Genomic DNA, 25,340 nt, shown 5'->3' with positions numbered 1-25,340 from the left:
GTTCAGCTCCGGGTGATCGTTTCGTGCAGATTGAGCAGCACGCGTGTGACATGTGTCCAGGCTGCGAGCTCACTCTTGTTAAGGCTGGCAGGGACTGCGGCTGCACCGGTTTTGAGCAGGGCTTCGGCAGAGGCGGCATCTTTTTGATAATCGGCGAACTGCTTGTCGTGGAGAGAGGTCAGTGTCTGCAACTCTTCGGTGCTTGGCTTGCGCTGCAAAGCCTGCTCAAAGGCCCAGGTGATGCGCTGGCTAGTGTCGCCGTTGCATTCGGAAAGAACGCGGGCGGCGAAGGAGCGAGCGGCCTCGACATAGGTCGGGTCATTCAGCAGCACGAGGGCCTGTTGCGGGATGTTGGAGCGGTTGCGCTCGGCCACGCATTCTTCGCGGCTGGGGGCGTCAAAGGCCAGCAGGGAGGGCTGGAGGAAGGTGCGCTGCCACCAGGTGTAGAGGCCACGGCGATAGAGGCCCTCGCCACTGTCGTTCTGCCATTCGCGGGTGGGAAAGTTCAGGTTTTCCCAATACTTGGCGGGTTGATAGGGCTTCACGCTGGGGCCGCCGATTTTTGGAACGAGCAGGCCGGAGATGGTGAGGGCATTGTCACGCACGAGTTCGGCATCCAGGCGGAAGGGGCTCTGGCGGGCGCATTCGCGATTGTAGGGGTCGGCGGCGCTCAGTGCCTTTGTGGAGGTGGAGACTTGCTGGTAGGTGGCGCTATCCACGATGATGCGGATCATGTGCTGCATGTCCCAGCCGCTGTCCATGAACTCGCAGGCCAGCCAGTCCAGCAGTGCTGGGTTCACCGGGGGCTCGCCCTGGGCACCGAGGTCGTCGAGCACCTTGCTCAAGCCGATGCCGAAGAACTGCTTCCACAGGCGGTTCATGACGGTGCGGGCGGTGAGAGGATTGTCCTTGGAGACGAGCCACTGCGCCAGATCGAGACGGGTGAGGTCGCGGCCTTCGATCTTGGGCTTGGGCAGGTAGCCGGGCAGGGCGGCCTTCATCACCGCGCCGCTTTCATCCATCCAGTTGCCGCGTGGCAGGATGCGCACGGTGCGCTTGTTCATGTCGCTGACTGAGACGATGCATTTGGGTGCGCTGTTTTCGAAATCTGCCTTCTCTTTTTCCACGGTGGCGATTTTGGAGCGAAGCTCGCGGAGCTCAGGGGCGATCTGCTTGTAGGCAGCGGAGAGCTGGCCTTTCTGTGCAGCGGTACGCTTTTCAGGTGCGGTCTTCAGGATGGCGGCAATCTCAGCGGAGGGAAGGGCGGTGCCGGGGGCGCGGATGGGCTTGGGCGCGCTGGTGGTGCTCAGGCGCAGGTTGGCGATCTCGTGATTGTCTCCCCAGGCGAAAGTGAGCGTGAAAGAGACCGCGGAGTCGGCTTCAGCGAGTGGCTGCGCCAATTCAAGATAGAGCGCCTGATCAGCTCCGGTGCCGCCCAACACGCCCCAGCCGTTGTTCTTTTGATCTGCGATGCCGTCGATAGCGGCTGATGCAGGAAAGGTCTTCTGCTCATAGGTGGCGCTGGCGTGAGAGACGGTGAGTTTTCTTGACTGCTTTTTGCCACCGCTGGTGAGGGCGATCTCGCTCAGCACGAAGTTGCCATTAGATGCGAGGCCGATGCCGCGCAGCTTTTCCTTCAGAGCCTCGATGCGGATTCCGGTGGTACCTGCAGGCAGCTTGGCGGTAAGGGTGTAGGTATCGGTGCCGTCGTTCTGTTTCCGCTCATTGCGCTTGGCGTCGATGGTGCCGCGGATAACGCCTTCCTTGTCTGCTTTGAGGGTGACGTTTTTCTTGGCCGAGGTTGCAGTGACCTGCTTCAGCGGCTGCCACTGGCTGCTGGAGGTCACGGCTTCCTGCGCCTGCTTTTCCCACGCCGCCTGACCTGTGGCGAGCTCCGGGCGTGACTTGGCAAAGTCGGCCTGCAGTGCGGCTAGTCGCTGGGCGATGTCCGCCTGCTTCTTCTGCCCTGCCTTATCCAGCACCAGCATGCCGGGCTCGCGGCGGCCAAGGATCGGCTCCTTGATGTCGGCAAAGAAGGCACCGAGGGAATAAAAATCGCGCATGGTCCAGGGGTCGAACTTGTGATCGTGGCACTGGCTGCAGCCGGTGGTCTGCCCCAGCCATGCATTGCCTACAGCACGCACGCGGTCGGTCAGCATGCGCTGCTCGTAGTCCTTGGCCTGGGCACCACCCTCCTCGGTGGTGAGCAGCAGGCGGTTGAAGGCGGAGGCCACGCGTGTCTCCTGGCTGGCGTCTGGCATCAAGTCGCCGGCGATCTGCTCGATGGTGAAGCGGTCAAAGGGCTTGTTGCTATTGAAGGCGTTGATGACGTAGTCGCGGTAAGGCCAGACATTGTGCGGGTTGTCGCTGTGGTAGCCAATGGTGTCGGCAAAGCGCACCACATCCAGCCAGCCGATGGCCATGCGTTCGCCGAAGTGCGGATTTTTGAGCAGGCTGTCAACGAGCTTTGCGTATGCGGCAGGGGAGTGATCGCGCTCAAAGGCGGCCACCTCCTCCGGTTTGGGCGGCAGGCCTATCAGATCCAGGTAGAGTCTGCGGATGAGCGTGCGGGGATCGGCCTGAGGTGAGGGCTTGAGTCCGACTTCGGCCAGGCGCTTCAGCACCAGAACATCCACGCCGTTTTTACCTGCGGGAACAGCAGCTTTCACCGGCTTTTCATAAGCCCAGTGCTGCTGGTAGGCCGCTCCTTGGTCGATCCATTTTTTCAGGATCTCCTTCTGCTGCGGCGTGAGCTTTTTGTGGGAATCCGGCGGCGGCATGAGGTCGTCCTCATCGGTGGTGAGGATGCGTGAGACCAGCTCGCTCTCCGCGCCCTTGCCGGGGATGAAGGCCTTGGCGCTCAGGGCTTCCTCGCGGATGTCAAGCCGCAGGTCGGCCTCGCGGTGCTTGGGGTCGTTGCCATGGCAGTAGAAGCAGTTGTCTGAGAGGATGGGCCGCACATCGCGATTGAACTCGATCTTGGCCGGCACGGGAGCTTCGGCGGCGTGGAGGCCGAGGGCGGAAAGCAGAAGGAGGCTGGTGAACTTGGTCATGGTGGAAATAACGTGCCAGAAGAACGTGATCTATGATGACTGATTTGCCGCCAAGGCGGGGATCTCACAAAAAATGTTTTTGTGTGAGATCCGCGAGTCTGCGGCAAACTGTGGCTGATGACTGATCCCTCCCAGATGGATTCCGTGCTGGACGCCGTGGCACGCGGAGACTCCGCCGCCTTCATGCAGGTGGTGCAGGCGCACGGACTGATGCTGCGCAGCTACATTGGCGCGCAGGTTTTCAACACCGGGGATGTGGACGATCTGGCGCAGGAGACCTTCATCGCGGCGTATCGCTCGCTGCACAGCTTCAAGCGTGGCGATGACATGGGCGCGTGGTTGAGAGGCATCGCACGCAACAAGGTGCTCATGCACTTTCGCAGCAGCCAGCGGAGGTCCAGCGCCCTCGACCGCTTCCGTGCCGAGGTGGCGGAGATTGTGGGTGCCGAGCTGGATGTAGCGGCCGCGCATGAAAAGCCTGAACACATTGAGGCCCTGCTGCGCTGCATCGCCAAGCTGCCGGACAAGCTGCGGCGTGTGGTGCATGCGGGCCTGGAGGGGATGAAGGTGCAGGCGCTGGCAGAAGCGCTGCAAACCTCTGCCGGGGCGATCTACCAACTTCACTATCGTGCCAACCAGCTCCTGCGGGAGTGTGTCGTGAAGGAGGTGCAAAATGTCTGAGGAGCTGCATGATATCATCGCTGCATGGTTTGGCGAAGAGATGACGGAGGCACGCCGTGCGGAGTTGCTGAAGCGGCTGCGTGAAGATGCTGCGCTGAGAAAAGAACTGGTGACGGAACTGCGCACCTTTGGAAGCCTGCAGGCTGTGCAGGCACCTGAGCCCCGCTGGCTGGAATTGCAGGACGAGCTGGGGCTGGCGGCGGTGAGAGAAGACTTTGCCGAGGAGCAAATCCGGGCAGCGCTGCGCCAGCAGCCGCGCCCGTTTGTGGCCTCCTGGTGGCGGCCTGTGGCCGCGCTGGCAGCCTGTCTGGCGGCGGTGTTTGCGGTACTGCTCATCGTGCAGTCGCCGCAGCAGACAGACACGGCCTCCGCAGGTCGTGAAAATCTCGCGCTGGTGGTGCGGATGGATGCGGTGAAATGGCATGCTGCGCAGGCGAATCAACCACTTGTCGGAGGACTGGTGGGCGCGGGAAATCTGCGTTTTGAGAGCGGACGTCTCACGCTCGCATTCTTGAGCGGAGTCAGTGTCCACATTGAAGGTCCGGCAGACATCACGCTGCAAGATGCCGAGCGCATCACGTGCAGGCGTGGCAATGTGCGTGCACATGTGAATCAAGGAGCGGAGGGGTTCACCATCGAGACGCCGGGAGGTGCGGTGGTGGATCTGGGGACGGAGTTTGGCGTGAATGTGGAAGGCCAGGGCAAGACGCAGGTGATGGTCTATCAGGGACAGGCGGAATTGGCGATGCTCTCCAAGGATGGCAGCCCGCTGCGGACTCGGCTGCTCAGCGCGCAGCAGTCTTCGGAGCTGGACCCACAGGCGAAAACGCTGCGCGGCATCGATCCACGTGAGATGCTCAGCGCACCTGATCTGCGGATCCCTCCGCTTGTTATGAGAGCGGATTATGCGCAGCGAATTCTCAAGTCCAAACCGCTGCACTACTGGCGTGGTCAGGCGGCTGCGGAAGGGAGTATTGCAGATGCGGGTCCGGGCGGCAAAGCTTTGCGCATTCTAGGCGGCATCCTGCCCCAAGCTGACGGCAGCCTGGCCTTTGCTGCTGAGAATGAACCGCAGTATCTGCGCGCTGATGGCGAGTGGACCCCGCCCGATGAGTTTGCGGTGGAGCTCTGGTTTGCCAGCGATGCGTATCACAGCAGCGTGCTGGCGGTGCTGCATGCGCTGGACGATGAGCACGACACGCTCTCACTGCTGCAACTGACGCGGCGCGATGCACGCAATGCCCTGCGGCCAGGCCGGGTGCGCTTTCTCTTCCGCTGGCCTCCTGGGAGCAGGGATGGCATGAATGTGTACAGCACCCCGCTTTACACGCCCTACCGCTGGCAGCATCTCGTCTGCCAGCGCCGTGGCAGCACGCTGGAAATGTACCTGGACGGCAGGCTGGTGGGCGACACCGAGCTGCTTGGCACGGAAAAGACCACCGCCTGTGCGCTGCGCTTTGGCCGCCTGTTTGAGGCTGCGGGAAACAAGGATGCACGCCAGTTCGTCGGACGCATGGCTGAAATGGCCGTCTATGAACACGCGCTCAGCGAGCAGGAAATCCGCGAGCATGCGGCGCGTTGAAATTTCAGCGCGACCTGGCCACCACGTCTGACACGGGATGTAGTATCGTGTCTGCGGAAATGCGAGACGGCAGCGAGGTAAGGATGACGCACGTGGTGTCCGTGGCCGGGTCTGCCCAGGCCAGAGTGCCGGTAGATCCCGAGTGGCCAAAGCTCCTGTCTGAGCAGCCTTTGCCAAAGCCCTCTGGGCCCAGGGCAAAGCCGATGCCGCGCCGTGCACCGAGACCCTCGCTGTGATTTTGCAGCATCAGACGCACGGTTTCTGGACGCAGCACTTTGCCGGAGAAATGCAGAAACGAGTCAAGAAATCGAGCCACGTCGCCGGCTGAGCCATGGGCGCCACCCCAGGGCGCGGCGAGATTGCGCCAGTAGGGGCTGTTCCAATCCCAAGAGGCGGCTTTGGGATCGCCAGCACCGGATTCGGGCGCGGCGTGCTCGGTCTGGCAGCGGATGGTGTCTGCGATTTTGAAGCGGCCCAGTCCGAGGGCGCTGTGCTTCATGTCGAGAGGTGTGAAAACTTCCTTGGCAAGAAAGTCTGGCAGCGGATTTTTGGTAATGCGCTCCACGATTTCCGCCGCCAGCAGAATGCCCATGCTCTGGTAGTGGAACTTCGTGCCGGGGGCAAACAGCAGCGGTGTGCGGATAGCACCCTGCACAAACTCTGCCAGCGGTGCATGGCGTGCGCGCAGTGCGGCATTGTCTTCCAACTGATCCGGAAGGCCGGAGGTGTGTGTGAGCAGGTGCTCGATGGTGATTTCCTTGCGCGCGCCTTCGCTGAACTCGGGAATGAACTTCATTGCAGGATCGGTGATCTGCAGTTCGCCTCGCTCCGCCAGCACCATCACCGCCGTGGCGGTCATGGTTTTGGTGATGGAGGCAAGGAGGAAAATGGCATCGGCATTTGCAGCTTTGCCAAAGGCCTGCTGAAAGGTGTCCTGCTTCCTGCGCACATGCAGCACGGCGGATTCGAGGGTGCCGTCTTTGATCTGCTTCTGGATGATCTGAAATGCGTCGTTCATGAGGGAAGGGGTGAGGCCGTGACCGCTGGTGGCCGCAAGCCCGGCGAGAGAGGTCAGAAAGGTGCGGCGGGTGTTCATGGCAGTGGAAATTTTTGCAGCTTGTGATCGCAGGCTAGTGATCGAGCTCCTTGATGAAGATGCGGCGGAACTCCACACCATCCTTGTGGTTTTGGAGGGTAATGGGTCCTTCGGCCGGAATCTGTTTCACGCGTGCGCCCTGGATGATGTCCACTCCGTTGAGCGTCACATCCACGCGGTCGCCGCGCAGGGTGATGAAGAAGCGGTTCCATTCGCCGGGGCCTTTGTCGGCACGGACGCTGGGCATGGTCTTCATGCGTTCTTCTTTCGTGGCCTCAGTGTCCTTGAATTTGGTGCCCACCTCGCCGCTGCCGCAGGGCTGGCACCAGATGTTTACCTGTGCGGCACGTGCACCACGCAGGTAGATGCCGCTGTCTCCCCAGGTGAGATTGTCCTTCATGATCACCTTGCCGGCGGCATCGGTATGAAACTGGCCGTCGTCCATGAGCCACTGGTGCGGTTTCACCACGGGTTTGCCGGTGAGACGCCAGTCGATGAGCAGCACAAAGTCTTTGTATTGCTTCGCAGTGGAGAGGTTGTAGTCCTTGCCGCGCTGGCGTGGCGGTTCGTCGGTGCGCAGGCGGATGGTGCCATCAGCGATTTCCCACACGCCGTCGAGATGTGGCTCATGCTGCCAGTTTGCCCAGGTGCGACCATCGAAGAGCGGGACAAAGCCGGATGGCGGCGGGTCCTGACTCGGACTCACTGTGTTTTCTGCGGCTTGGCTGCAGGGCATGCTGCCGAGAGCGGTGAGTGATGCGGCCTTGAGAAAGGTGCGCCGGGATGCCCTGGAGAAAAACGGTGTGCTCATGATTTGGTGCCCAAGATTCAGAACCCGCAAGCGCTCGGAGCAAGCACACCAGCAGTGTTGGTCTGAGTCCAGAAGGTGCTGTTTCCAGGGGAGAATACGTGAGTAGCGGGAGAATCATGCCGCATCCTCGTGCGGCGCGAGGTCTATGCCGGCTTCACTGTGAAGTCGCTATCATCCAGAGAGCGCAGCACCAGCTCGCGCGGGACGCAGAAGTCGTCCATCTCCAGGCAGCGAATGATGCCGTCGGCGATGTGCTCGGGCTTGAGAAAGAGCTGCTTTGGGGCCTGGCGCTGGGAGGCGTCGTCCCAGAAGGCGGTGTCCACACCACCGGGCAGAATGGCGGTGACGCGGATGCGATGCGGGGCGGCTTCTTCTGCCAGGCCCTGCGTGAAGCCGCGCACGCCCCACTTGGCCGCGCAGTACACGGTTTCGCTCGGGATGCCACGCAGGCTGGCGGTGGAGATGACATTGATGATGTGGCCACGCCGGTGCGGGATCATGGACTTCAGGGCTGCCTGAGAGCCGAGGATGGTGCCCTTGAGATTCACTGCGAGCATGAGATCGATCTCGGCTTCGGTGTAGTCGGGTATCCAGCGATGCCGTGCGAGACCCGCGTTGTTTACCCAGACGGAGATGGGGCCGAGTTGTTCGGTGACCTGATCCAGAGCAGCCTGAACCTCCGCAGCTTGCGAGACATCGCAGCGGATGGAGAGAGCGTCAGGGTGATCCAGCACCACGTTTTCGAGGTCGAGCAATGCTAAACGGGCACCGCGTGCGAGCAGGGCGTGGGCGGTGGCGAGACCGATGCCTTTGGCTCCGCCGGTGATAACGCAGACTTGCTGGGAGAGGTTCATGATTTGGGTGAGGTTTTGGAGGAGGGCTCAAATGGCTGAGTCATGGCCAGAAGATGAGGTTCCTTGCCGTAGGCAGTGAGGATGTCTCCAGTCTTGATGAGATCATCCCGTGCGGGAATTCCGGAGTGAGTTTTACCATCGCGCGTGATGGCAAGAATGACGACTCCTCGGTCCCACGGGCGCGATTCGCGCAGCGTGCGTCCTGCGAGGAAGGTGCCAGCAAGCACTTCGATCTCCGAAACCACATAGCCGTGCTGAATGCGCAGCAGCAGCTCATAGTCCAGCGCACGCACCATGCCGGTGCGCTCCAGCGTGCGCTGGATGACGTGATCGAGAATTTTTTGAAACCACGCGAGGCGCGAGATCATCAGCATCACCACCAGTCCGGCGGCCAGCCAGCCCAGCATTAGCATGGTATCCCCGCCAGAGCTGCTCTGCAGCAGGGTCACGATGAGTGTGGCCAGTGCGGAAGTCAGGCCCACGTTTCCAGCAAGAATGAGATCGCGGATGATGCGGCGGCGCACGGGGTGATTGACCACCAGCTCAGCTTCCTTCGTGGTGAAGCCCACGCCGAAGAAGGCCGAGTAGGCCTGAAAGCTGGCGGTGTCCCAGCTGATGCCGGTCATCATCAGCGCCGTGGCACCCACACGCACCACCAGCAGGGAAACCAGGGCGATGATGAGCAGCGCGATGACGGGAGCGGCCACGAACTTGTGATTAAAGTTTCAGGTTTAAAGTTCCAAGTTCAGAGATGCTTTTCGCTGACGGACTTGTCGTGGTCGTATATCTGCTCCTTGGTCTGGCGGCCCTTCATGTCCCAGTAGCGGTTGAGCCCGTGGCGCTGGCCGTTGTCGAAGTTCGTTTCGGCGGACTGCTGGCCGTTTTCCCACCACTCCTTCATCACCCCCTGCATCTTGCCGTTCTGGTAGGGGTACTCACCGGCGGTCTTGCCGTTGGAGTGCTTGTTGCGGACAAGGCCGGTGTAGGGCTTGCCTTTGTAATGGGCCTCCTTGCCTTCGTTCAGCAGCTCGATGTCCTTGTCCGCGAAATCCACCTCAGGAGGCTGTTTTTCTCCACAGGAGGTGAGGCAGAATGCGAGGAGCAGGAGGGCGAGGAGCTGTTTCATCGGCGCAAGGGTGGAGATGGTGCGCACATTTTCAACTCGCAGCACAGCTCACTTTGCCGCCACCGCTTTCTTCCATGAATCAGGGACACCGGGAAGTGTCTCGGCCAGGATTCGGCGAATGTGGCCGCGTTCTTTTTCGGAGAGGTAGGCGAAGTGACCGGTGGTGTCCTTGCCGTCCAAGATGGTCCATAACCGGTTAAGCACGGTCTGCTTCAGCGGGGCGGTGAGGTGCTGGAAGGTGAGGGAATAGACCATGTAGCTGCAGCGGTATTTGAAGAGGCGGTGCAGGAGCTGGAAGTCCTTGAGGCTGCGGCCGTCGCTGCTCTGCGGGGCGTTTTTGGTGAAGGCGGTCTGGAAGGCGGGATCTCCCTCAATGCCGCCTTCGGGCAGGGCGGCCTCGTCTTTGAAGAGCAGCGCCTCCACCACGTCCTCGGCACTGTGGTCGATGATGCGGCGTGCGCTGCCGGTGGGTTCAGTGGTGACAGTCTCTCCCAGCTCTTTTTGGAGGCTTGTCTGCATGTGCATGGCGCGCAGGGAGGTGTGGTTGGCCTTGGTCAGGATGTTCTGCACGCTGGTCTGGTGCTCCAGCACCATGAGGGCCACGATATCGCTCTGCTTACGCTTGTAGGGGCTGGTGTCGAAAAACTTGCCGAGGTTGGAGATGTTGGCACCAGCTTTGAAATTGATGTCGATGCTCTGGTCGTTCTTCTCGGTGGCGGTGACGTTGCCACGATGAAGGATGTTTCCGTGTCTGCCGGTGACATACCAGCCACCCCAGCGGTCACTGAAGGGGGTGGTGGTGTCCACGACGGTGCTGCCTTGGCTCATGATGGGGTGGCCTTCAGGTCCTGGATACACGGAGCGGACGATGACGCCGGGCACGCCGGGGGAGAAGGGGCCGCCGTGGCAGCTCAGGCAGCTGTTGTCCCTCTGAAACTGCAGAGGCTTGGAGGGTTCTTCGTTGGGATCGAGCAGGTAAAAAATGGGGCCGAGCTTTGGGTCCACCGTGGCCACCTCGATGCTGCCGCCAAGGCAGTAGCCGACGTAGGCGTTGTCGCCAAAATAAACCACGCGCGGTGTCTGCGGGCTGATGCGGTCGTTCTGTTTGCTGGTCTTGGAGAAGACCATGACCTGGGATTCCTGCGGGATGTCGAATTGCTTCATCACATCACGCAGCACGGTCCATGCGTCCGTGCGGTCGATCTTGACCTTGCCTGCGGCCATCAGGCGTTCGAGCCGCTGGGCGGCGTCGTTGGGCTCGGTCTCAGAATAGCGGATGGGGGCGTTTTCGTACTCATCCTCGGCCTGGAGGAGGGAAGCTGAGAGCAGCATGACCAAGCTCAAACGCAGCAGGAAAGAGCGCTGGCAGGAAGTGCGGGGGATCGAGAAGTTCATGGCTGTGAGAGGTGGGGCGTCAGTCCTTTGGCAGCAGCTGTTTTTTCATGCCCGCTCCGGCATTGCCAGCGACGAGGTCGCTCAGCGTATGGCGGTCGAGGGTTTCGTAGAAGGCATTTACGGCCTGGGCCAGGGCGCCTTTGAGGCGGCAGGAGCCATTGATTGGGCAGGTATTGTGCTGCGGATCGAAGCACTCCACGATGATGGGCGAATCCTCGGTTCGGCGCACCACCATGCCGATGCGGATTTCCTCAGCTGGCATGCCTAGAGAGATGCCGCCGCCTCTGCCGCGTCGGGTTTCCAAATAACCGAGCTTGGCCAAATAGTTGACCACCTTCACAAGGTGGTGCCGCGAGATGCTGTAGGCCTCAGCCACCTCGCTGAGGGAAAAGGCCTCTCCCTTCAGGGCTGCAAACATGAGCACGCGCAGGGAGTAGTCGGAGAAAAGGCTGAGTCGCATGATTCGATTTACGAGGGCATCCGACTAAACTTGCACCCGGCGTGCATGTTTAAAGAGCTGCTGCCAAAGGAGGCACAATGGCTGACAAGATCTGCGTGACGCGGCCACAAAAAACCCGGAGGTTTCCCTCCGGGCTTTGAGATCCGATGTGCTGGAAATTACTTCTTCTTCGCAGGGGTGGCGCAGCAGGCGGCGTGAGCCGTGGTCTTCTTGGCGGCAGGAGCGCTGCAGCAGGAGGTGCAGGTTTCCTTCTTCTTCGCGAAGATGCAGTGGCCGTTGGAGCAGTTGCTCAGCAGCAGGCTGGAGGACACGAGGGCAAGGGTGAGAAGTGACTTCATGATGATGTGGTAGTGTTGGTGTCTTGTGGCTGGCAGAGGCTTTTGGGCCCGTGCTCAGACGATTAAGAGGATAAAGAAAACAAATTATTTCAGCTAATCTCAAGAATAATTGCGAATTCGCACAAGCTTGGCGTGCTTTGAGACACAAAAAAGCCCGGAAGGGGCGCTTCCGGGCTCAACAGGTGATTAGGTCACCGCAAAATAGGATCAGCCTTCCTTGAGGGATTCCACCTTCTTGTGGGAGCTGACGGCGGTCACCTTCTTGCCGACGAGCTTGTCAGCGCCGGAGACGGCGGCGGTCAGGGTCAGCTTGACGTCCTTGCCGTCAGCTTCGATCACGATGGACTTAGAGTCGGAATCAACGGACTTGAGCTTGCCGCTGGTGGTTTCGGTTTTGCCGCAGCCAGCGAAAGCGGACACGGAGAGGCCAAGAACGGCGAGGGTAGTGAGGATGGATTTCATGTTGAGTTGAGGTGGTAAGCTTTCCGTCAGGGAAGTGACCAGGCGGATTTACACCCATTCAAAACGACTGCCGCCCACCCTGACAATCAAAAAAATGTGGGATTTTTCAAAAAAGGTCGTCACAGCGGCCCGGGCGTGCCACGCTGACCGGATGAATAGAATCGTTTCCAGCCTCAGTCTGCTAGCCGTCTTGGCCTTTACGCCCAGTGGCATGGCGCACCCCCTGCCGGACGTGGCTGTCAGGTCCCATTTTGAGCAGGGCGGCGAGTACCTACTGCAGATCGAGATCGACCCGCGCAGCTTTGAGCCGGACCCCAATGTGGCCCCCTATCTGACCAATGCCGATCTGGGCGTCACCCCGGCAGAGCAGCAAGAAAAGCTGAAGACCAAGGCGCAGGAGTATGTGCAGAAGGTGGTGGAGGTGGTGCTGGACCCCGTGGCTGAGGTGAAGCCTGAGCTTTCCTGGGAATTCACGGCTGCGGAAAATGTACCTCTAAAGCAGCCCGAAGACCCTGTCATGCTCACCGGCACCTGGCGCACCAAGCTGCCTGCGGGGTCGACGGGCTACTCTATCAAGGCGCTGCCGGCGGGCACTCTCAGCGTGCTTTATCACAACACCGCCTTGGGCAAAAAGGTGGAGCGCTTCCAGATCCTCTTTCCAGGAGAGACGAGCTACGTGCTGGACCTGAAAACCTTCACGCCGCGCTCCAAGGCTCCTCCGCCCATCACGGAGGAGTCCGCAGCTGGTACTGCTGACGCAACGCTGGATGCCCCCGATGCCATGTGCGCCCTGTGCGGCACGGGTTCCCAAGGCGGCGGCACGACCGCGACTTTGGTCTCGGTAGCGGGCATCGTGGCCCTGGTGGCCTGGCTGAGAAAGAAAAAGGCGGCTTGAGCCTCAGGCGCCAACTTCCGTTTGCGCCGCCACCTTGTCCGCGTAAATGCCGCGCGTGAAACAGGCATTTGTATTGGGCGCAGGCATTGGCGAGAGACTGAGACCTCTGACGGAGCAGCTTCCTAAGCCGCTGGTGCCGGTGTTTCACCGTCCCCTCATTACTTATGCCTTCGATCACCTGATTGCGGCTGGGGTTTCCAAGCTGGTGGTCAACACCCACCATATTCCCGAAGCCTATGGGCAGGCCTTTCCCGGGCAGGGCTATCGAGGCGTACCGATCCAGTTTCGCAATGAGAGCCCTGTGCGGCTGGAAACCGCCGGTGGCATCTCCAATGTGCGCGACCTGCTCGGCAACGATCCCTTTCTTGTCTATAACGGCGATATTCTCACGGACCTGCCGCTTAAGCCGCTTCTAGATGAGCATCGCACCAAGGGCAATCTCGTCACTCTCATCCTGCGTAGTCATGGCCCCTCCCTGCATGTGGCCTTTGATCCCGGCACTGGCCTGGTGACAGACATCCGCAACAAGCTGGGAACCGGAGACGAGGGGAAATACCTCTTCACCGGCATCTATGCCTGCGATCCGGCCATCCATGACTGGATTACCCCCGGCAAGGTGGAGTCCGTGATCCCCATTTTCCTCAACATGATCCGCGCCGGTGCCAAGCTGGGTGCCGTGGTGGTGGATGAAGGCAGCTGGTGGGACCTCGGCAGCCGCACAGCCTACCTGTCGGCACACTCAGCTCTGAATGGCATGTATGGCCCTGCCATCGATCCCGCCGCGCAAATCGAGGCCGGTGCGGTGCTGCGTGGCATCAATGTCGTGGGAGCCGGGGCTGTGATCGAGGCGCGTGCGCAGCTGGAAGACTGCATCGTCTGGCCTGGAGGCCGGGTGCTGGCGGGTGCGGAGCTCAAGCGCTGCATCGTCCGCAGCGGTGTCACCGCCGCTGGCAGAGCCGAGGATTCCGATTTTTAGACCCGCACGGCTTTGCGGTGGACATTCCGCCTTTCGCGCCCGTCATTCCCTTTTTCCCGACCATGCTCCCTGAACACGAGGCCCTGCTCATTTTCACCCGCGAACACTTTCCTGAGCTGAAAGCGACGCCATGTGATGTGGAGGTCATTCTCAAGGGGGCCTCCGACCGGCATTTCTATCGTCTCAAATGGCAGACGGAGCGTGCCCCCATGATCCTCATGGTTTACACCCTGGCGCGCCGGGACAATCCCAAGTTTGTACCCGCCACCCACCGGCTGAGGAAGATCGGCGCGAACGTGCCGGAGATCTATGCTTTTGATGAGCAGCGCCTGTGCGTCTGGCTGGAGGATCTGGGCCGGGTGGATCTCCAGTCCTACGACAGCCAGCCGTGGGAGAAACGTTTTCCGCTTTACCAAGCCACCTTGCGGGAGGCGGCCAAGTTTCATCAGGTGGGGGAAAAGCAGCTGGCTGTGGGAGATCTCAATGAGCTGGAGCCGGGCTTTGACGAGGCGCTCTATGATTGGGAGCAGAAGTATTTCCTGGAGCATTTTGTCGGCGGTTATCTGGGCTGGGACGTTGATGGCGCGGAATTCAATGCTGCGCATGATGCGCTCAAGCAGCTGCGCCGCCGCCTGGCCCGCCTGCCGCGCTGTCTGGTGCACCGGGATTTCCAGAGCCAGAATGTGCTAATCCGTGGGGCGGATGCCTGGCTGGTGGACTACCAGGGGCTGCGACTCGGGCTGGCGGAATACGATCTCGCATCGCTGCTCTATGATCCTTATGTAAACCTGACGCGGACAGAGCGTGCCGATCTGCTGCGCTACTACGCTGAGCACCGGGGCCTGAAACTGCAGGAACTGCGGGAGATCTTTTACCTTTGCGCCGCCCAGCGGCTTATGCAGGCGCTCGGGGCCTATGCCAACCTCAGTCGAAACCTGGGCAAGCCCCATTATGAGCAGCACATTCCAGCTGCGGTGGCCAATCTGACCGACGTCTGCTCCGAAGGGCACGGGCTGCACGAGCTACGCGCGTTTTTTGCTGGGGGGCTGTGATTTTGCTCAGACTGGAGGCCAGCGGAAGCACTGGCCGGGTGCCAGCTTGCCCCGGGAGTAGGCGGAGATGCGGACTCGGTTGGCGCTGTTGCCGCTGAGCAGCCAGACATTGCTCTGGTCCATCGCGTGGAGAAAGCCCACATGGCCGCTGGCTCCGGCACTGAGGGGCTGCATGACCACGATACAGCCGTAGGTGGGGGACACGGGGCGGCCGTAGCTGATCCATTGCCCGGCGAGGCCGGTGTGGAAGCCGGGAAACCCCGAATTTAGCAGGTTCCAGTTCACAAAGGCGGCGCACCAGCTGGTCTCATCCCCACCGCGCACGCCCACGCTGGCCAGGTATTCGATGATGCGTGGGTTGTCCCCAGGGTTCCATTCGGCCACTCCCTGCTCCCGCAGGGCGGACTCCATCCAGGGTGGTGCCTGCGGCACGAAACCGGCGGCTGGCTGCGTGGGGCTGACAGGTGCAGGGGACGCACCTGCAGCGGCGTCCACCTGGAGCACCTGGCCGGGGAAGAGGATGCGGCAGTTGTTTTTGGCGTCGCACAGACCCGGGTTCAAGGCTTTGAAACGGTCAAAGCTCATGCCGAATTTGCGGGCGATGCCGAACGGAGTGTCGCCGGACTGAATGAGGTAGGCCGCCATGCTGAGGGCAAATTAACGGTGCAAGAAGGAAAGCCAAATGCGAAATCGCATTGCTCTACACGGCGGGATAGGCTCTAAATGGCGCACCCCAACCCGCCGCATGTCAGAAACCGCCGCCGCACCGCCGTCCACCGCGCCCAGCAAGCGTCGAGTTTTTGCGTCCCGTTTGTTCAGCACGCTGTCGCTGTGGACGCTGCTGACTGTGGCGTTTTTGCAGTGGCAGAACACGTGGCTGATCATAGCGATCACCGGTTTCTTTGGGGTCGCGGGCGCGGTCGAGTACTTCCGTTTGCTGAGGAATGATCCGCATGCACGCTCCTTCAATGCGCTGGGTTTTGTCATCTGCATTGTGTACTGGGGCGTGGTGCTGTGGTACACGACCTCAAAGCACAAGGCGCCGCCGATGGAGTTTGACCTGGCTGCCCTGACCGCCAGCGTGCATGGCTCCTTCATCCTCTGCTATCGGCACCAGCTGGAAGGCACGCTGACTCTACAGCGCATTTTCAACACGGTGTTTGGCACTGTTTATACCGTCATCTTTTTTGGATTCATGGTGCGTTTGATGTACTTCCATGCCGACGGCAAGGGTATCACGGACATCTTCCTGGTGCTCTTCCTCATCATGGTCACCAAGTTCAGTGACATGGGGGCCTACGTGGTGGGCGTGCTGTTTGGAAAGCATAAAATGATCCCGCACATCAGCCCGGCAAAGTCCTGGGAGGGGTTTGTGGGGGCCTTCATCGGCTCTTTTACCGCCGCCGCCATTCTGCTGGCCACCATGCCCGAAAAGCTGGCCCCGATCACCTGGATGCACGGCATGCTGCTGGCTCCGGTACTGTGCGCTACTGCCGTCACCGGAGATCTGGCTGAGTCTGTGCTCAAGCGCTGCGTGGCCATCAAGGACAGCGGCCATACTCTCCCCGGCATCGGCGGTATACTGGATCTCACCGACAGCCTGCTCTTCACCGCGCCGGTGTTTTATTTTTACTTGTCCGCCATCGCGCGATAAGCCAAAGCAGCAGACCTGATGCGCAAAGTTCTCCTCCTCGGCTCCACCGGCTCCATCGGCACCAGCGCCCTCAAGGTCGCGCGAGACATCCCTGAGCGGATGCAGATCGTCGGGCTAGCCGCCAACAGCAGTGTCGAGTCCTTGGTGGCCCAAGTGCGCGAGACGGGCGTGAAGCAGGTGGCCCTGACGGATGCCGCTGCTGCAGACAAGGCGCGTGCCCTGCTGCCTGCAGACGTTGTCCTCCATACAGGTGCTCAGGGGCTGGTGGATCTGGTGAATGAGTCGGATGCTGACATGGTGCTGGTGGCCATCGTGGGCACCGCCGGACTGGCTCCGGCACTGGCCGCCATCGAGCGCGGCATGCACCTTGCTGTGGCCAGCAAGGAAATCCTCGTCATGGCCGGTGAGGCTGTGACCGAAGCCGCCAAGCGTAAAGGCGTGAACATCCTGCCCGTGGACAGCGAGCACAACGCCATCTTTCAGTGCCTGGAAGGCCACCGCCACAGCAGCGTGCAACGCATCCTTCTCACCGCCAGCGGCGGGCCCTTCCGTCAGCTGCCTGCGGATCAGCTTCCGGGCGTCACCGTGGCCCAGGCGCTGAAGCACCCTACCTGGACCATGGGGCGCAAGATCACCATCGACAGCGCCACGCTCTTCAACAAAGGGCTGGAAATGATCGAGGCCAAGTGGCTCTTCGAAGTGCCGATGGACAAGATCGAGGTCGTCGTGCACCCGCAGAGCATCGTGCACAGCATGGTCGAATTTGCCGACAACAGCGTGATCGCCCAGCTCAGCCACAGCGACATGTGCTTTCCCATTCAGTACGCCGTCACCTGGCCTGACCGCGTGCCGAACAATCTCAAACCGCTCGACTTTGCCAAAGTCGGCGCGCTGCATTTCGAGGCCCCCCGGGTGGACGACTTTCCGGCGATCAACCTCGCCCGCCATGCCGGCACTGTGGGGGGAACGCTGCCTGCCGTGCTCAATGCGGCCAATGAGGTGGCGGTGGATGCCTTTCTGGGAGGCAGACTCAGTTTTCCCGGCATCTGGCAGACTGTGGAGCGCGTCATGACCGCGCACCAGGTGGTGGAGCATCCGGATCTGGAAGCTCTGATTGAGGCGGACGCCTGGGCGCGGCGTCAGGCTGCGGAAGTGCTCTGAAAGCCAGCCGCCATATTACTGCACGTTTTCTGCGTCATCTGGCTGTAACTGAAGATCTCAGTACAGGACCGAAGGGTTATCGTTTCTGCGGACTATGCATCACAGCCCTACTGGCCAAGCCATTTGGCGATTATGCCGAAAATGATCCCAACCCATGCCCCAAAGAATACTCCTGTGAGCAGCGGAACAGTCCATTCTACGATGTTTTCAGATGCTGGAGTCGCCCGATCTAGCACAATGGCGTCTTTCACCTGGCGGTTGTCCGCTTTCATTCCAGCGATGATAAACTCGTCCAGAAGTGCGTTGAGAAAAATCCGCGTGTATTGTGGCTCGTCACTTGTCGCCAGCACATTGAAGACAGCACTGCCTCTGGTCATTGCTACACGTATGTCGACATCTCGCTCTTTTGCTTCAGGCATGAGCTTTTTGACACGCCGCATGGCTCTCAAAGCCATTTCACGTGACTCCAGGTCACGAATGATTTGGCCGTAGTCTTTAATGTTCCCCGAGCTGTCCGGGACAGGGCCATTGCTGGTTTTGCTGACTGCCTGCAATTTGGCCAGCGATCTGAATTCAGCGGGCATGCTTGCGAGCTGGATGATTTGGACGGACAGACCTAAAAGTACGCCCGCTGAAACTCCCCAGACCAACGGATGTCTTCTGTGACTCCAAGAGCTTTGAATTTGCCTGGGGATCGATTTCATGCCAAGCGCCTCAGCCGAATCGGAGGTGGTGATGGAATGAGAAGCTCTCTCAGGCCTGATCAAAATGAATGCCAGAAGCAGCCCGGCTAGAAGACCTGAGATTCCGCCTGTGATCACACCACTGACGGCGGGCTCCAGCCAGTCATCTAGTATACGAACCGCTGGTGATGCCCGTTTCAATACAGCATAAGCACCGCGTTTTTGTGAAACAGGTTCCTCGGATAGTTTTGAAAAAGCGGCAAACTCATCCATCAAAGCGTCAAGAAAAGCGGTGGTGTAAGCCGATTGGCTGCCCTGGGCGCCAACATAAATAACTGTACTGTTTTTGAAGTGCCAGCCTTCCAACTTAACCGGGCACATGGTCAAGGAGGGGGAGGTGACCAGGAGACTGGACACGGCACGACTCTGCATTTCTTCGGACTCCAACTCGTCCATGACCATGTTGAAACAGTCCTGGAGACGATTCTCGGAGGCTGAGGCGGAAACACTCAGAGGCTCTGCCAGGACAGCGTCCAGCGCCGCTGATGAATAGAACTGAGGTGTGTCCTGCTGCAGCACAAAAACTTGAAGTGCTGTGCTGATAGAGATACCCAGAAGCACAACGACAAGCACAATAATCAGGCGCTGGGATCTTTTGGCCTCGTCCATGGTTGTGGTATGGTGAGGTGAACCAAGCGCCGGGGGAAAGTCAAATGCGATGTTGTATTCTTAAGACGATCAAGGGTGATTAGTTGAATCCTTGTGAGCCTGAGGGCTTCCAAAAAGTCTCCAAAAATATCCTCGCCCTCGCAGGAGGCGTGCTACTCTCTGGACGAACCTGACGTTCGCCATGAAAACCATTTTCAGCCTCGCGCTGCTGCCAGCCATGGCGCTGGCTTTTGCCGCTGCTTCGCATGCGGCTCCTGCCAAAGGAAAATCTGACTCCAATCCGCCGCCTGCCCAGGAACTGCATGCGGACATCACCATCAGTCCGGAAGAGCTGGCTCCGGAATCCACGATCGAAGTCGTGTTTCCCACCCCAATGGTGGGGAAAGATCAGATCGGTAAAAATGCTGCGACCTCTCCGCTCGTCGTTGTGCCTGAACTCACCGGCACCTTTGAATGGACGAGCACGCGCAGCGGCCAGTATCACCTCACGCAGGCGCCCAAGTTTGCCAGCAGCTATGAATTCAAGCTGCGCTCCGGTCTGGCCGACCTGACGGGCAAGCCTGTCGCTGCGGAAAAGCTCGACTCCGTGAACAGTGCGAGCTTTCGCATCATCGATCAACACCCACGCTGGCTGGATGACAGTTCGCAGAACCGCACGCCACGTCTTCTCTTTGAGTTCAACGACAGCGTGAACCCCGCTGAGGCCGTCAAGCACGTCAAGTTTGTGTCTGAATCTTCACCGCATCCGGTGGTGGCCAAAATTCGCCATGCCACGGGCAAGGACTTTACTCGTATGAGCTGTGATCCGCAGGCCACCTGGGCGGAGCAGATTTCCAAGGTGAAGCCAGCGCTCACGGATGATGCGGCGCGGCTCAGCGCCATCATCGTCGAGCCTGAGACGCCTCTGGCCGTGGGCAAATGGCAGCTCAGCATCGCGCAGACACTGAGCAACACCTCGGGGGTCAATCAGATTGCGACGGGAGATGACATCCAGCTAGGTGAGATCAAGCCCTTTGCGGTTAATGGCATTGGCGCGCACACGCCTTTCGATGACGACTACTACATCGATGTCGATTTCAACAAACGCCTCATGCCTTCGTCGGATGAAGAAATCACTGATGAGATGAGAGCTGCTTTTGCGCAGAAGCTGGCACCCTTTGTCTCCATTCAGCGCCTTTCATTGGGGCAAAAACTGGCAGCGGTTGTCAACAAAGATGAAGGTCCGCTCAAAGGGCTGAAGGTCGAGATTTTGGGCCGCACGCTGCGGTTCTCCGGCCCCTTTGAGCCAAACAAGAAGTACTCCGTCACTGTCGATGCCGCGATGACTTCGGGGGATAATCTGCCCCTGCAGGCCAACTTCAAAGATGAGGTTACCTTCGTCCCCAATCCCCCTTATGTGGCAGCGCCGACTTTCATCAGCGCCCAGCTGGCCAAGGGAGATGCGGGTTATGAATTCAGCGCCGCCAACGTCAAGCAGGTGCGAGTACGCGCCAAGCGCCTCAATGGTCCTGAGCTGCTGAAGGCGCTGGATTTGTACCGTGGCTATCGCACCGCTTATTACGGCAATGACAAGCAGAAGGCCGCTTACAAGACGCAGTCCATCGATGCTTATCCGGGCACCCAGGTGTATGACCGCAGCTTTCCAGTCAGCAAGCCGCTGGACCACAGCGAGATCCTAAAGCTGAACTGGCGCGAGGTGCTGGGAGATTTTCCCGCAGCGCCTTTGTTCATCGAACTCGAAGGCAGTGCCGCAGCAGGAGTGGAGGGGAAGGGCGTCATCACACAGACGCTGGTGCAGTTTACCGACCTTGGGATCATGCAGAAGAGCAATCGGCGTGAGTCCATGATCTTTGTAACCTCCCTGGAAACGGGGAGCCCGGTGCCCGGTGTGCGGCTCACGCTGGTGGACAATGATTTGAAGCTCATCGGCTATGGCGACACAGATGCCAGCGGCATTGCCACTGCTCCGGGGGCCACGCCTGCCTTTGTGCTGGCGGAAAAGAATGGCGACTGCGCCGTCATTGAGTGTGGAGACGGCGGCATTTCTATTCCCTACGACATCTCGCAGGCTTATGAAAACGTGTGGCAGCCTCAGCGTCGCACCTTTGTCTTTTCCGACCGTCCGCTTTACAAGCCCGGTGACACCGCGCACTTCAAGGCGCACACACGCCTGCTTTCGGGCGATGACCTCAGCCTTGATCCTGCTGAGGTGGAGGGGCGGCTCGTCATTCGTGATCCGCGCTATCGTGTGGTCGTGGACAAGCCGGTGAAGTTCGCCACAAATGGAGCCTGGGCTGATGATGTGGTGCTGCCCACCGGGCCGGCGGGGTGGTATGATCTTTCGATCAATCTCAAGTCGCCCAATCCCAACAGCCAGAGTGATTCCGGCGGCGGCATGTCTTTCAGGATCGACGATTACAAGCCCAACACCTTCGAGGTCAAGCTGGACACCCAGGGCATCAAATTCCAGCCTGACCGCATTCATCTTCCGCTGAGCGCGAACTACTACATGGGCAAGGCGCTTTCGGCGGCCAAGGTGCAATGGAGCGCCAGCTCCCAGCGCGACTATCAGCCGCCAGAAGCCTACAGCGCGTATCACTTTGGCGAGGCACCTGCCTGGGCGCATTATGCGCAGGATCGCGATGCCGATGGGGACTACTCTGGAAACAGCAATGACCAGACAGAGAGCGAGTGGTTTGTGAACGGTAACATCTTCCTGGGTGAAGACGGTGCCGCCACGCTGGAGATGCCGCAGCCGCCGCCAGACCGCGCCGCCCTGCCGCAGCGGGTGCGGGTGAATGCCGAAGTCACCGACATCAATGAACAAACCATCAGCTCCGCCGCTGAGTTTGAAGTGCCTGGCGCCAACTTTCTGCTCGGGCTCAAAGGGCCTGACTACTTTGGCACCGCTGGCAAGGCCATGCAGCTTGAGGTCGTGGCGATAGACTCCAAGGGCGCACCTGCCGCAGGGCCTGTGCATGTGGAATTCAAGGTCGAGCGCCAGGAATACCACACGCTTAAAATTGCCACCGCAGGCGGCGGATCGACCACCAAGGACCAGGTCATTCTGCGGGAGGAGCTGAAGCAGAGCGTGGATCTGAAGCCTGCGACGGCCGGCTCGGCTCCTTCCATCGGCATTCCATTCACCCCTGCGGCTGGTGGTGTGTATTTTGTGACGGCGGAAGCGACGGATGCCAAAGGCGCCAAGGTGCTCTCCCGCATGCCCTTCTATGCTGTGGGTGGCAAGGAATTTCCCTGGGCGATGGAGGACGGCAACCGCATGAATCTGCTGCCGGAAAAAACAACGCTCAAGCCCGGCGAAGATGCAGTCATCGTGGTCAAAACGCCCATCGCAGGCACCGCCCTGGTCACCGTGGAGCGCAACAAGCTGCACCGTCAGTTTGTCACCGAGCTCACGCTCGACAATCCGATCATCCGGGTGCCGCTGGCGGAGGATGAGTTCCCGAATGTGTTCGTCTCCGTCATCGTCATCCGTGGATCCGCCGCCAGCACCAAGCAGCACAAGATGCCTGAATACCGCATCGGCTACTGCGAGCTCAAGGTGGATTCAGATGCGAAGGACCTGAAGATCGCAGTGAAGCCCGACCGCGACGAAGTGCGTCCGGCAGAGGAGGTGAAAATCACCACCACCATCACCGATGCCAAAGGTGTGGTGATGCCTGGAGCGGACGTCACGCTTTATGCCGTGGATGAAGGCGTGCTCAGCCTCATGAAGCACGAGACGCCTGATCCCTCGGCGTATTTCCATGCGGAGTTTCCGCTCGCTGTGGACAGCTTCACCTCGTTTGGCAGCCTGCTTTCTGAAGAGGCTGCGGAGCGTGATCGCGGCAACAAGGGCTTCCTTGTGGGTGGTGGGGATGGGGATGGCAACGGACCGAACATGGAAGTGCGCAAAAACTTTGTGGCGACTCCGCTGTGGCTGGCCTCCGGTACCACGGACGGGCAGGGCAGGCTGACCGCCAGTGTGACTGCGCCGGACAATCTCACGCGCTACCGCATCATGGCCGTGGCGGCTCATGGTGCCGACCGGTTTGGCCATGCGGAGTCCGCGTTCAAGATCAACAAGCCGCTCATGATTGAGCCAGCCGTGCCGCGGTTTGCCCGTCTGGGAGACGAATACCTCGTCAAAGCCGTGGTGCACAACACCACGCCCAATGCGGGTGCGGTGGAGGTTTCCCTCGAGCTCGATGACACCGCCAGCTTCATCCAGGAAAAGCGCGATTTCATTCCCGCGTCTCTTAAAGCTCCGGCTGGTGGCACTGCCAAGCTGCAGAAGATCACCCTGCAGATCAAAGCCGGTCAGACTGCCGCCACCGCCTTCCCGGTGCAGTTTGTGCAGCTGGGTACGGCCAAATGGAAATGGACCGTGCGCAGTGTGGAATGGCCTGCGGCTGTCAGCGATGGCATGGAATCGACCTTTGAGGTGAATCATCCGGTGCCGGAGCTGCGCTATGTCAGCTACCCGCTGCTGAAGGCGGATCAGCCGAATGAAAATCTCATCAAGGAGGTGAATCCCGCCCTGCTCGAAGGCGAGGGGTCGCTGACTCTCGGCATCAGCAACAGCCGTCTCTATGAGGCGCGCGATGCCATCGACTACGTGCTGCATTATCCTTATGGCTGCGTGGAGCAGACCACCTCCTCCACCATGCCCTGGCTGGCGCTGGGCAAATATGACACCCTGTTCCCGGACCAGCTCGGCGGTGGCAAGGCCAAGCAGGCCATCCAGGCTGGCGTGAACAGGCTGCTGCAAATGACCACGGACGAAGGCGGCCTGGCTTACTGGCCCGGCGGCACAGAGTCCAGTTTCTGGGGCAGCGCCTATGGCGGCATGATGCTCCTGCGTGCACGAGACATGGGGGCGGATGTACCTGCGGACACGATCAACAAGCTCGTCGAGTTTCTTTCCAAGAAGCTGCGCGGGTTGGATGAGGAAAAGGATCTCTACAACATCACGGACTCTGCCCTGGCGCTCTACACGCTGGCCAAGGCTGGCAAGCCTGAGCCAGCCTATCAGAACCTGCTTTTTGGCAAACGAGAGCACCTACCCGAAATCGCCCGGCTTTATCTGGCTCTCTCCATGTGCCTGACTAATGCACCCGAGCAGCAGATCAAGGATACGCTCGGCTGGAGGCCCGTCGAGCACGCGGCCCCTTCAAAAGCGGACAGCAAAGCCAAGACCGCCAAGGCGGAGCCCAAGCCCAAAGCAACCGCGCCTGCTCCGCGTCCGGTCGTCTGGAGCCACTGGGCTGGCAACGGTGCCAACAAAGCACTGCGCCTCATCTGCTACACCCACCTTGGGCTCACTGAAGATGCGGAGCATCTGGCGCTTTCCATCCTGCAGTCCCGCAACGGGCGCGGTGAATGGGGGAACACTTTCACCAATGCCTGGACGCTCACCGCGCTTGCCGCTTATGAGCGCAGCCTGAAAAAATCCGGTGAACCGCTCACAGCGACCGGCCATTGGGACACCCAGGCCGTGCCTTTGAATCTGGCGGCTGGATTCTCCAGCAACCGTGTAAACTTTGCGCTGAACCAGGCGCTGAGCTCCAAGCCACTCAGCGTTGAGCTGCCTGCTGGGCGGGAGGTCTTTGGCCGCATCGAGGCACGCAGCTTTCCACCACAGCGTGACTTTGCCGGTGAGAACAAAGGCTACGCCATCGAGCGCAGCTATGAAAAGCTCAACATGGACGGATCCACCTCCGGCATCGAGGATCTGCGTGTCGGAGACATGGTCGTCGTCACCCTGAAAATCGAGATTGGTGGCGGAGATCGTTATCTTGCCATCGACGACGGTCTGCCCGGTGTCTTTGAAGCCATCAATCCCGAGTTCGGCACGCAGAGCGAGCGCGAGGGCGACCAGCTCCCTGATGGGACGCAGGCGTGGTTCTGCGACCACCGCGAGATCCGCACTGACCGTGCGCTGTTCTTCACCGACTACGCACCTGCCAAGGGCAAGTTCAGCCTGCAATACCTGGCCCGTGTCATCGCCGAGGGGGACACCATTGCGCCGCCAGCGCGGATCGAAGCCATGTACCAGCCTGAGAAATACGGCCTCAGCCCAACCCAGCGTATCCGCACCCTGCCCGCCAGCAATGCGAAGGTGGCGGGCAAGTAAAATGAGACGCTCACTTTGGCCATGTCATGGCGTTGGCTGCTCCTGCTGATTCCGCTGTACTTCTTAAGTTTGGCTGTGAGGGCTATCAAGCGCGGCCGGATCGAGCATTGGTGGCAGGGAAGAGCCGCTGTGTTTCAGCGCCAATATGATCCATGGATGTTTTGGTTTTTGACAGCCAGTCTTATCAGCGTTTCCATCATGATGTTTTGTGCGATCATCATTGTTTCCCTCGCGCAAACCAAACCGTAGTCTCAGC

General features: G+C 60.1%; 20 protein-coding genes. 8 read left to right on the top strand and 12 right to left on the bottom strand.

Annotated elements, in window-relative coordinates:
- Positions 1-2: 2 nt before the first annotated feature.
- Positions 3-3,053 (bottom strand): PSD1 and planctomycete cytochrome C domain-containing protein, encoded by a 3,051-nt coding sequence (locus tag HNQ65_RS19355; protein ID WP_184342059.1) that lies wholly within the window; start codon positions 3,051-3,053, stop codon positions 3-5.
- Between the two features lie 117 nt (positions 3,054-3,170).
- On the opposite strand from HNQ65_RS19355, the gene HNQ65_RS19350 reads away from it, so the two are divergent.
- Both HNQ65_RS19350 and HNQ65_RS19345 read left to right on the top strand, forming a co-directional pair.
- Positions 3,171-3,734, top strand: coding sequence for a sigma-70 family RNA polymerase sigma factor (locus HNQ65_RS19350; protein WP_184342057.1), 564 nt, complete (start codon positions 3,171-3,173; stop codon positions 3,732-3,734).
- Positions 3,727-5,316 carry a LamG-like jellyroll fold domain-containing protein gene (locus HNQ65_RS19345; protein ID WP_184342055.1) on the top strand — a complete coding sequence of 530 codons (1,590 nt, stop codon included), beginning with the start codon at positions 3,727-3,729 and terminating at the stop codon, positions 5,314-5,316. Before HNQ65_RS19350 ends, HNQ65_RS19345 begins: the two co-directional genes overlap by 8 nt.
- 4 nt (positions 5,317-5,320) lie before the next feature.
- Here the strand turns inward: HNQ65_RS19345 and HNQ65_RS19340 are convergent, their stop codons facing one another.
- From HNQ65_RS19340 to HNQ65_RS19300, 9 genes are all read right to left on the bottom strand, one after another.
- Positions 5,321-6,412: a serine hydrolase domain-containing protein gene (locus HNQ65_RS19340; RefSeq protein ID WP_184342053.1), complete on the bottom strand. Its 1,092-nt coding sequence runs from the start codon at positions 6,410-6,412 to the stop codon at positions 5,321-5,323.
- A 34-nt stretch (positions 6,413-6,446) separates the two neighbouring features.
- Positions 6,447-7,223, bottom strand: coding sequence for a 3-keto-disaccharide hydrolase (locus HNQ65_RS19335; protein WP_184342051.1), 777 nt, complete (start codon positions 7,221-7,223; stop codon positions 6,447-6,449).
- 143 nt (positions 7,224-7,366) lie between these two features.
- A complete protein-coding gene (locus HNQ65_RS19330) occupies positions 7,367-8,077 on the bottom strand; it encodes an SDR family oxidoreductase (RefSeq protein ID WP_184342049.1) in 711 nt (236 codons plus the stop codon).
- Complete coding sequence (locus HNQ65_RS27020) at positions 8,074-8,784, bottom strand: TrkA C-terminal domain-containing protein (protein ID WP_184342047.1); 711 nt, start codon at positions 8,782-8,784, stop codon at positions 8,074-8,076. Before HNQ65_RS27020 ends, HNQ65_RS19330 begins: the two co-directional genes overlap by 4 nt.
- 38 nt (positions 8,785-8,822) lie before the next feature.
- Entirely contained in the window at positions 8,823-9,203 is a 381-nt protein-coding gene (locus HNQ65_RS19320; protein ID WP_184342045.1) for a toxin-antitoxin system YwqK family antitoxin, read from the bottom strand.
- Between the two features lie 48 nt (positions 9,204-9,251).
- Entirely contained in the window at positions 9,252-10,598 is a 1,347-nt protein-coding gene (locus HNQ65_RS19315; RefSeq protein WP_184342043.1) for a hypothetical protein, read from the bottom strand.
- Between the two features lie 19 nt (positions 10,599-10,617).
- Positions 10,618-11,058 carry an Rrf2 family transcriptional regulator gene (locus HNQ65_RS19310; protein ID WP_184342041.1) on the bottom strand — a complete coding sequence of 147 codons (441 nt, stop codon included), beginning with the start codon at positions 11,056-11,058 and terminating at the stop codon, positions 10,618-10,620.
- A gap of 158 nt (positions 11,059-11,216) precedes the next feature.
- Positions 11,217-11,396, bottom strand: coding sequence for a hypothetical protein (locus tag HNQ65_RS19305; RefSeq protein ID WP_184342039.1), 180 nt, complete (start codon positions 11,394-11,396; stop codon positions 11,217-11,219).
- Between the two features lie 207 nt (positions 11,397-11,603).
- On the bottom strand, positions 11,604-11,858 hold the full coding sequence (locus tag HNQ65_RS19300; protein ID WP_184342037.1) for a hypothetical protein: 255 nt from the start codon (positions 11,856-11,858) through the stop codon (positions 11,604-11,606).
- A gap of 151 nt (positions 11,859-12,009) precedes the next feature.
- Between HNQ65_RS19300 and HNQ65_RS19295 the strand changes: the two genes are divergently transcribed.
- From HNQ65_RS19295 to HNQ65_RS19285, 3 genes are all read left to right on the top strand, one after another.
- Complete coding sequence (locus HNQ65_RS19295; protein WP_184342035.1) at positions 12,010-12,753, top strand: hypothetical protein; 744 nt, start codon at positions 12,010-12,012, stop codon at positions 12,751-12,753.
- Positions 12,754-12,808: 55 nt separating this feature from the next.
- The gene (locus HNQ65_RS19290) at positions 12,809-13,729 is read left to right on the top strand and encodes a sugar phosphate nucleotidyltransferase (protein ID WP_184342032.1); all 921 of its coding nucleotides are present in this window, start codon (positions 12,809-12,811) and stop codon (positions 13,727-13,729) included.
- Between the two features lie 62 nt (positions 13,730-13,791).
- The gene (locus tag HNQ65_RS19285) at positions 13,792-14,781 is read left to right on the top strand and encodes an aminoglycoside phosphotransferase family protein (protein WP_184342030.1); all 990 of its coding nucleotides are present in this window, start codon (positions 13,792-13,794) and stop codon (positions 14,779-14,781) included.
- Positions 14,782-14,787: 6 nt separating this feature from the next.
- Here HNQ65_RS19285 and HNQ65_RS19280 read toward each other — a convergent pair whose 3' ends face one another.
- Positions 14,788-15,426: a C40 family peptidase gene (locus HNQ65_RS19280; RefSeq protein WP_184342028.1), complete on the bottom strand. Its 639-nt coding sequence runs from the start codon at positions 15,424-15,426 to the stop codon at positions 14,788-14,790.
- Between the two features lie 100 nt (positions 15,427-15,526).
- On the opposite strand from HNQ65_RS19280, the gene HNQ65_RS19275 reads away from it, so the two are divergent.
- Positions 15,527-16,435 carry a phosphatidate cytidylyltransferase gene (locus tag HNQ65_RS19275; protein ID WP_184342026.1) on the top strand — a complete coding sequence of 303 codons (909 nt, stop codon included), beginning with the start codon at positions 15,527-15,529 and terminating at the stop codon, positions 16,433-16,435.
- Positions 16,436-16,453: 18 nt separating this feature from the next.
- Entirely contained in the window at positions 16,454-17,596 is a 1,143-nt protein-coding gene (locus HNQ65_RS19270) for a 1-deoxy-D-xylulose-5-phosphate reductoisomerase (protein WP_184342025.1), read from the top strand.
- Positions 17,597-17,703: 107 nt separating this feature from the next.
- Here the strand turns inward: HNQ65_RS19270 and HNQ65_RS19265 are convergent, their stop codons facing one another.
- Positions 17,704-18,948, bottom strand: a complete 1,245-nt coding sequence (locus HNQ65_RS19265) for a hypothetical protein (protein ID WP_184342022.1) — start codon at positions 18,946-18,948, stop codon at positions 17,704-17,706.
- 181 nt (positions 18,949-19,129) lie between these two features.
- Here HNQ65_RS19265 and HNQ65_RS19260 point away from each other — a divergent pair, with 181 nt between their 5' ends.
- Positions 19,130-25,084, top strand: coding sequence for an alpha-2-macroglobulin family protein (locus tag HNQ65_RS19260; RefSeq protein WP_184342020.1), 5,955 nt, complete (start codon positions 19,130-19,132; stop codon positions 25,082-25,084).
- The last annotated feature ends 256 nt before the right edge of the window (positions 25,085-25,340 follow it).

The organism is Prosthecobacter vanneervenii (assembly GCF_014203095.1).
Taxonomy (GTDB): domain Bacteria; phylum Verrucomicrobiota; class Verrucomicrobiia; order Verrucomicrobiales; family Verrucomicrobiaceae; genus Prosthecobacter; species Prosthecobacter vanneervenii.
The sequence above is the reverse complement of the archived record's forward strand: the minus strand, read 5'-3'. Positions and strand labels throughout refer to the sequence as shown.

Bases quoted from the DNA above. Each gene is read 5' to 3' on its own strand.
- HNQ65_RS19355 (WP_184342059.1), bottom strand. From the start codon at position 3,053: ATGACCAAGTTCACCAGCCTCCTTCTGCTTTCCGCCCTCGGCCTCCAC.
- HNQ65_RS19350 (WP_184342057.1), top strand. From the start codon at position 3,171: ATGACTGATCCCTCCCAGATGGATTCCGTGCTGGACGCCGTGGCACGC.
- HNQ65_RS19345 (WP_184342055.1), top strand. From the start codon at position 3,727: ATGTCTGAGGAGCTGCATGATATCATCGCTGCATGGTTTGGCGAAGAG.
- HNQ65_RS19340 (WP_184342053.1), bottom strand. From the start codon at position 6,412: ATGAACACCCGCCGCACCTTTCTGACCTCTCTCGCCGGGCTTGCGGCC.
- HNQ65_RS19335 (WP_184342051.1), bottom strand. From the start codon at position 7,223: ATGAGCACACCGTTTTTCTCCAGGGCATCCCGGCGCACCTTTCTCAAG.
- HNQ65_RS19330 (WP_184342049.1), bottom strand. From the start codon at position 8,077: ATGAACCTCTCCCAGCAAGTCTGCGTTATCACCGGCGGAGCCAAAGGC.
- HNQ65_RS19320 (WP_184342045.1), bottom strand. From the start codon at position 9,203: ATGAAACAGCTCCTCGCCCTCCTGCTCCTCGCATTCTGCCTCACCTCC.
- HNQ65_RS19315 (WP_184342043.1), bottom strand. From the start codon at position 10,598: ATGAACTTCTCGATCCCCCGCACTTCCTGCCAGCGCTCTTTCCTGCTG.
- HNQ65_RS19310 (WP_184342041.1), bottom strand. From the start codon at position 11,058: ATGCGACTCAGCCTTTTCTCCGACTACTCCCTGCGCGTGCTCATGTTT.
- HNQ65_RS19305 (WP_184342039.1), bottom strand. From the start codon at position 11,396: ATGAAGTCACTTCTCACCCTTGCCCTCGTGTCCTCCAGCCTGCTGCTG.
- HNQ65_RS19300 (WP_184342037.1), bottom strand. From the start codon at position 11,858: ATGAAATCCATCCTCACTACCCTCGCCGTTCTTGGCCTCTCCGTGTCC.
- HNQ65_RS19295 (WP_184342035.1), top strand. From the start codon at position 12,010: ATGAATAGAATCGTTTCCAGCCTCAGTCTGCTAGCCGTCTTGGCCTTT.
- HNQ65_RS19285 (WP_184342030.1), top strand. From the start codon at position 13,792: ATGCTCCCTGAACACGAGGCCCTGCTCATTTTCACCCGCGAACACTTT.
- HNQ65_RS19280 (WP_184342028.1), bottom strand. From the start codon at position 15,426: ATGGCGGCCTACCTCATTCAGTCCGGCGACACTCCGTTCGGCATCGCC.
- HNQ65_RS19275 (WP_184342026.1), top strand. From the start codon at position 15,527: ATGTCAGAAACCGCCGCCGCACCGCCGTCCACCGCGCCCAGCAAGCGT.
- HNQ65_RS19270 (WP_184342025.1), top strand. From the start codon at position 16,454: ATGCGCAAAGTTCTCCTCCTCGGCTCCACCGGCTCCATCGGCACCAGC.
- HNQ65_RS19265 (WP_184342022.1), bottom strand. From the start codon at position 18,948: ATGGACGAGGCCAAAAGATCCCAGCGCCTGATTATTGTGCTTGTCGTT.
- HNQ65_RS19260 (WP_184342020.1), top strand. From the start codon at position 19,130: ATGAAAACCATTTTCAGCCTCGCGCTGCTGCCAGCCATGGCGCTGGCT.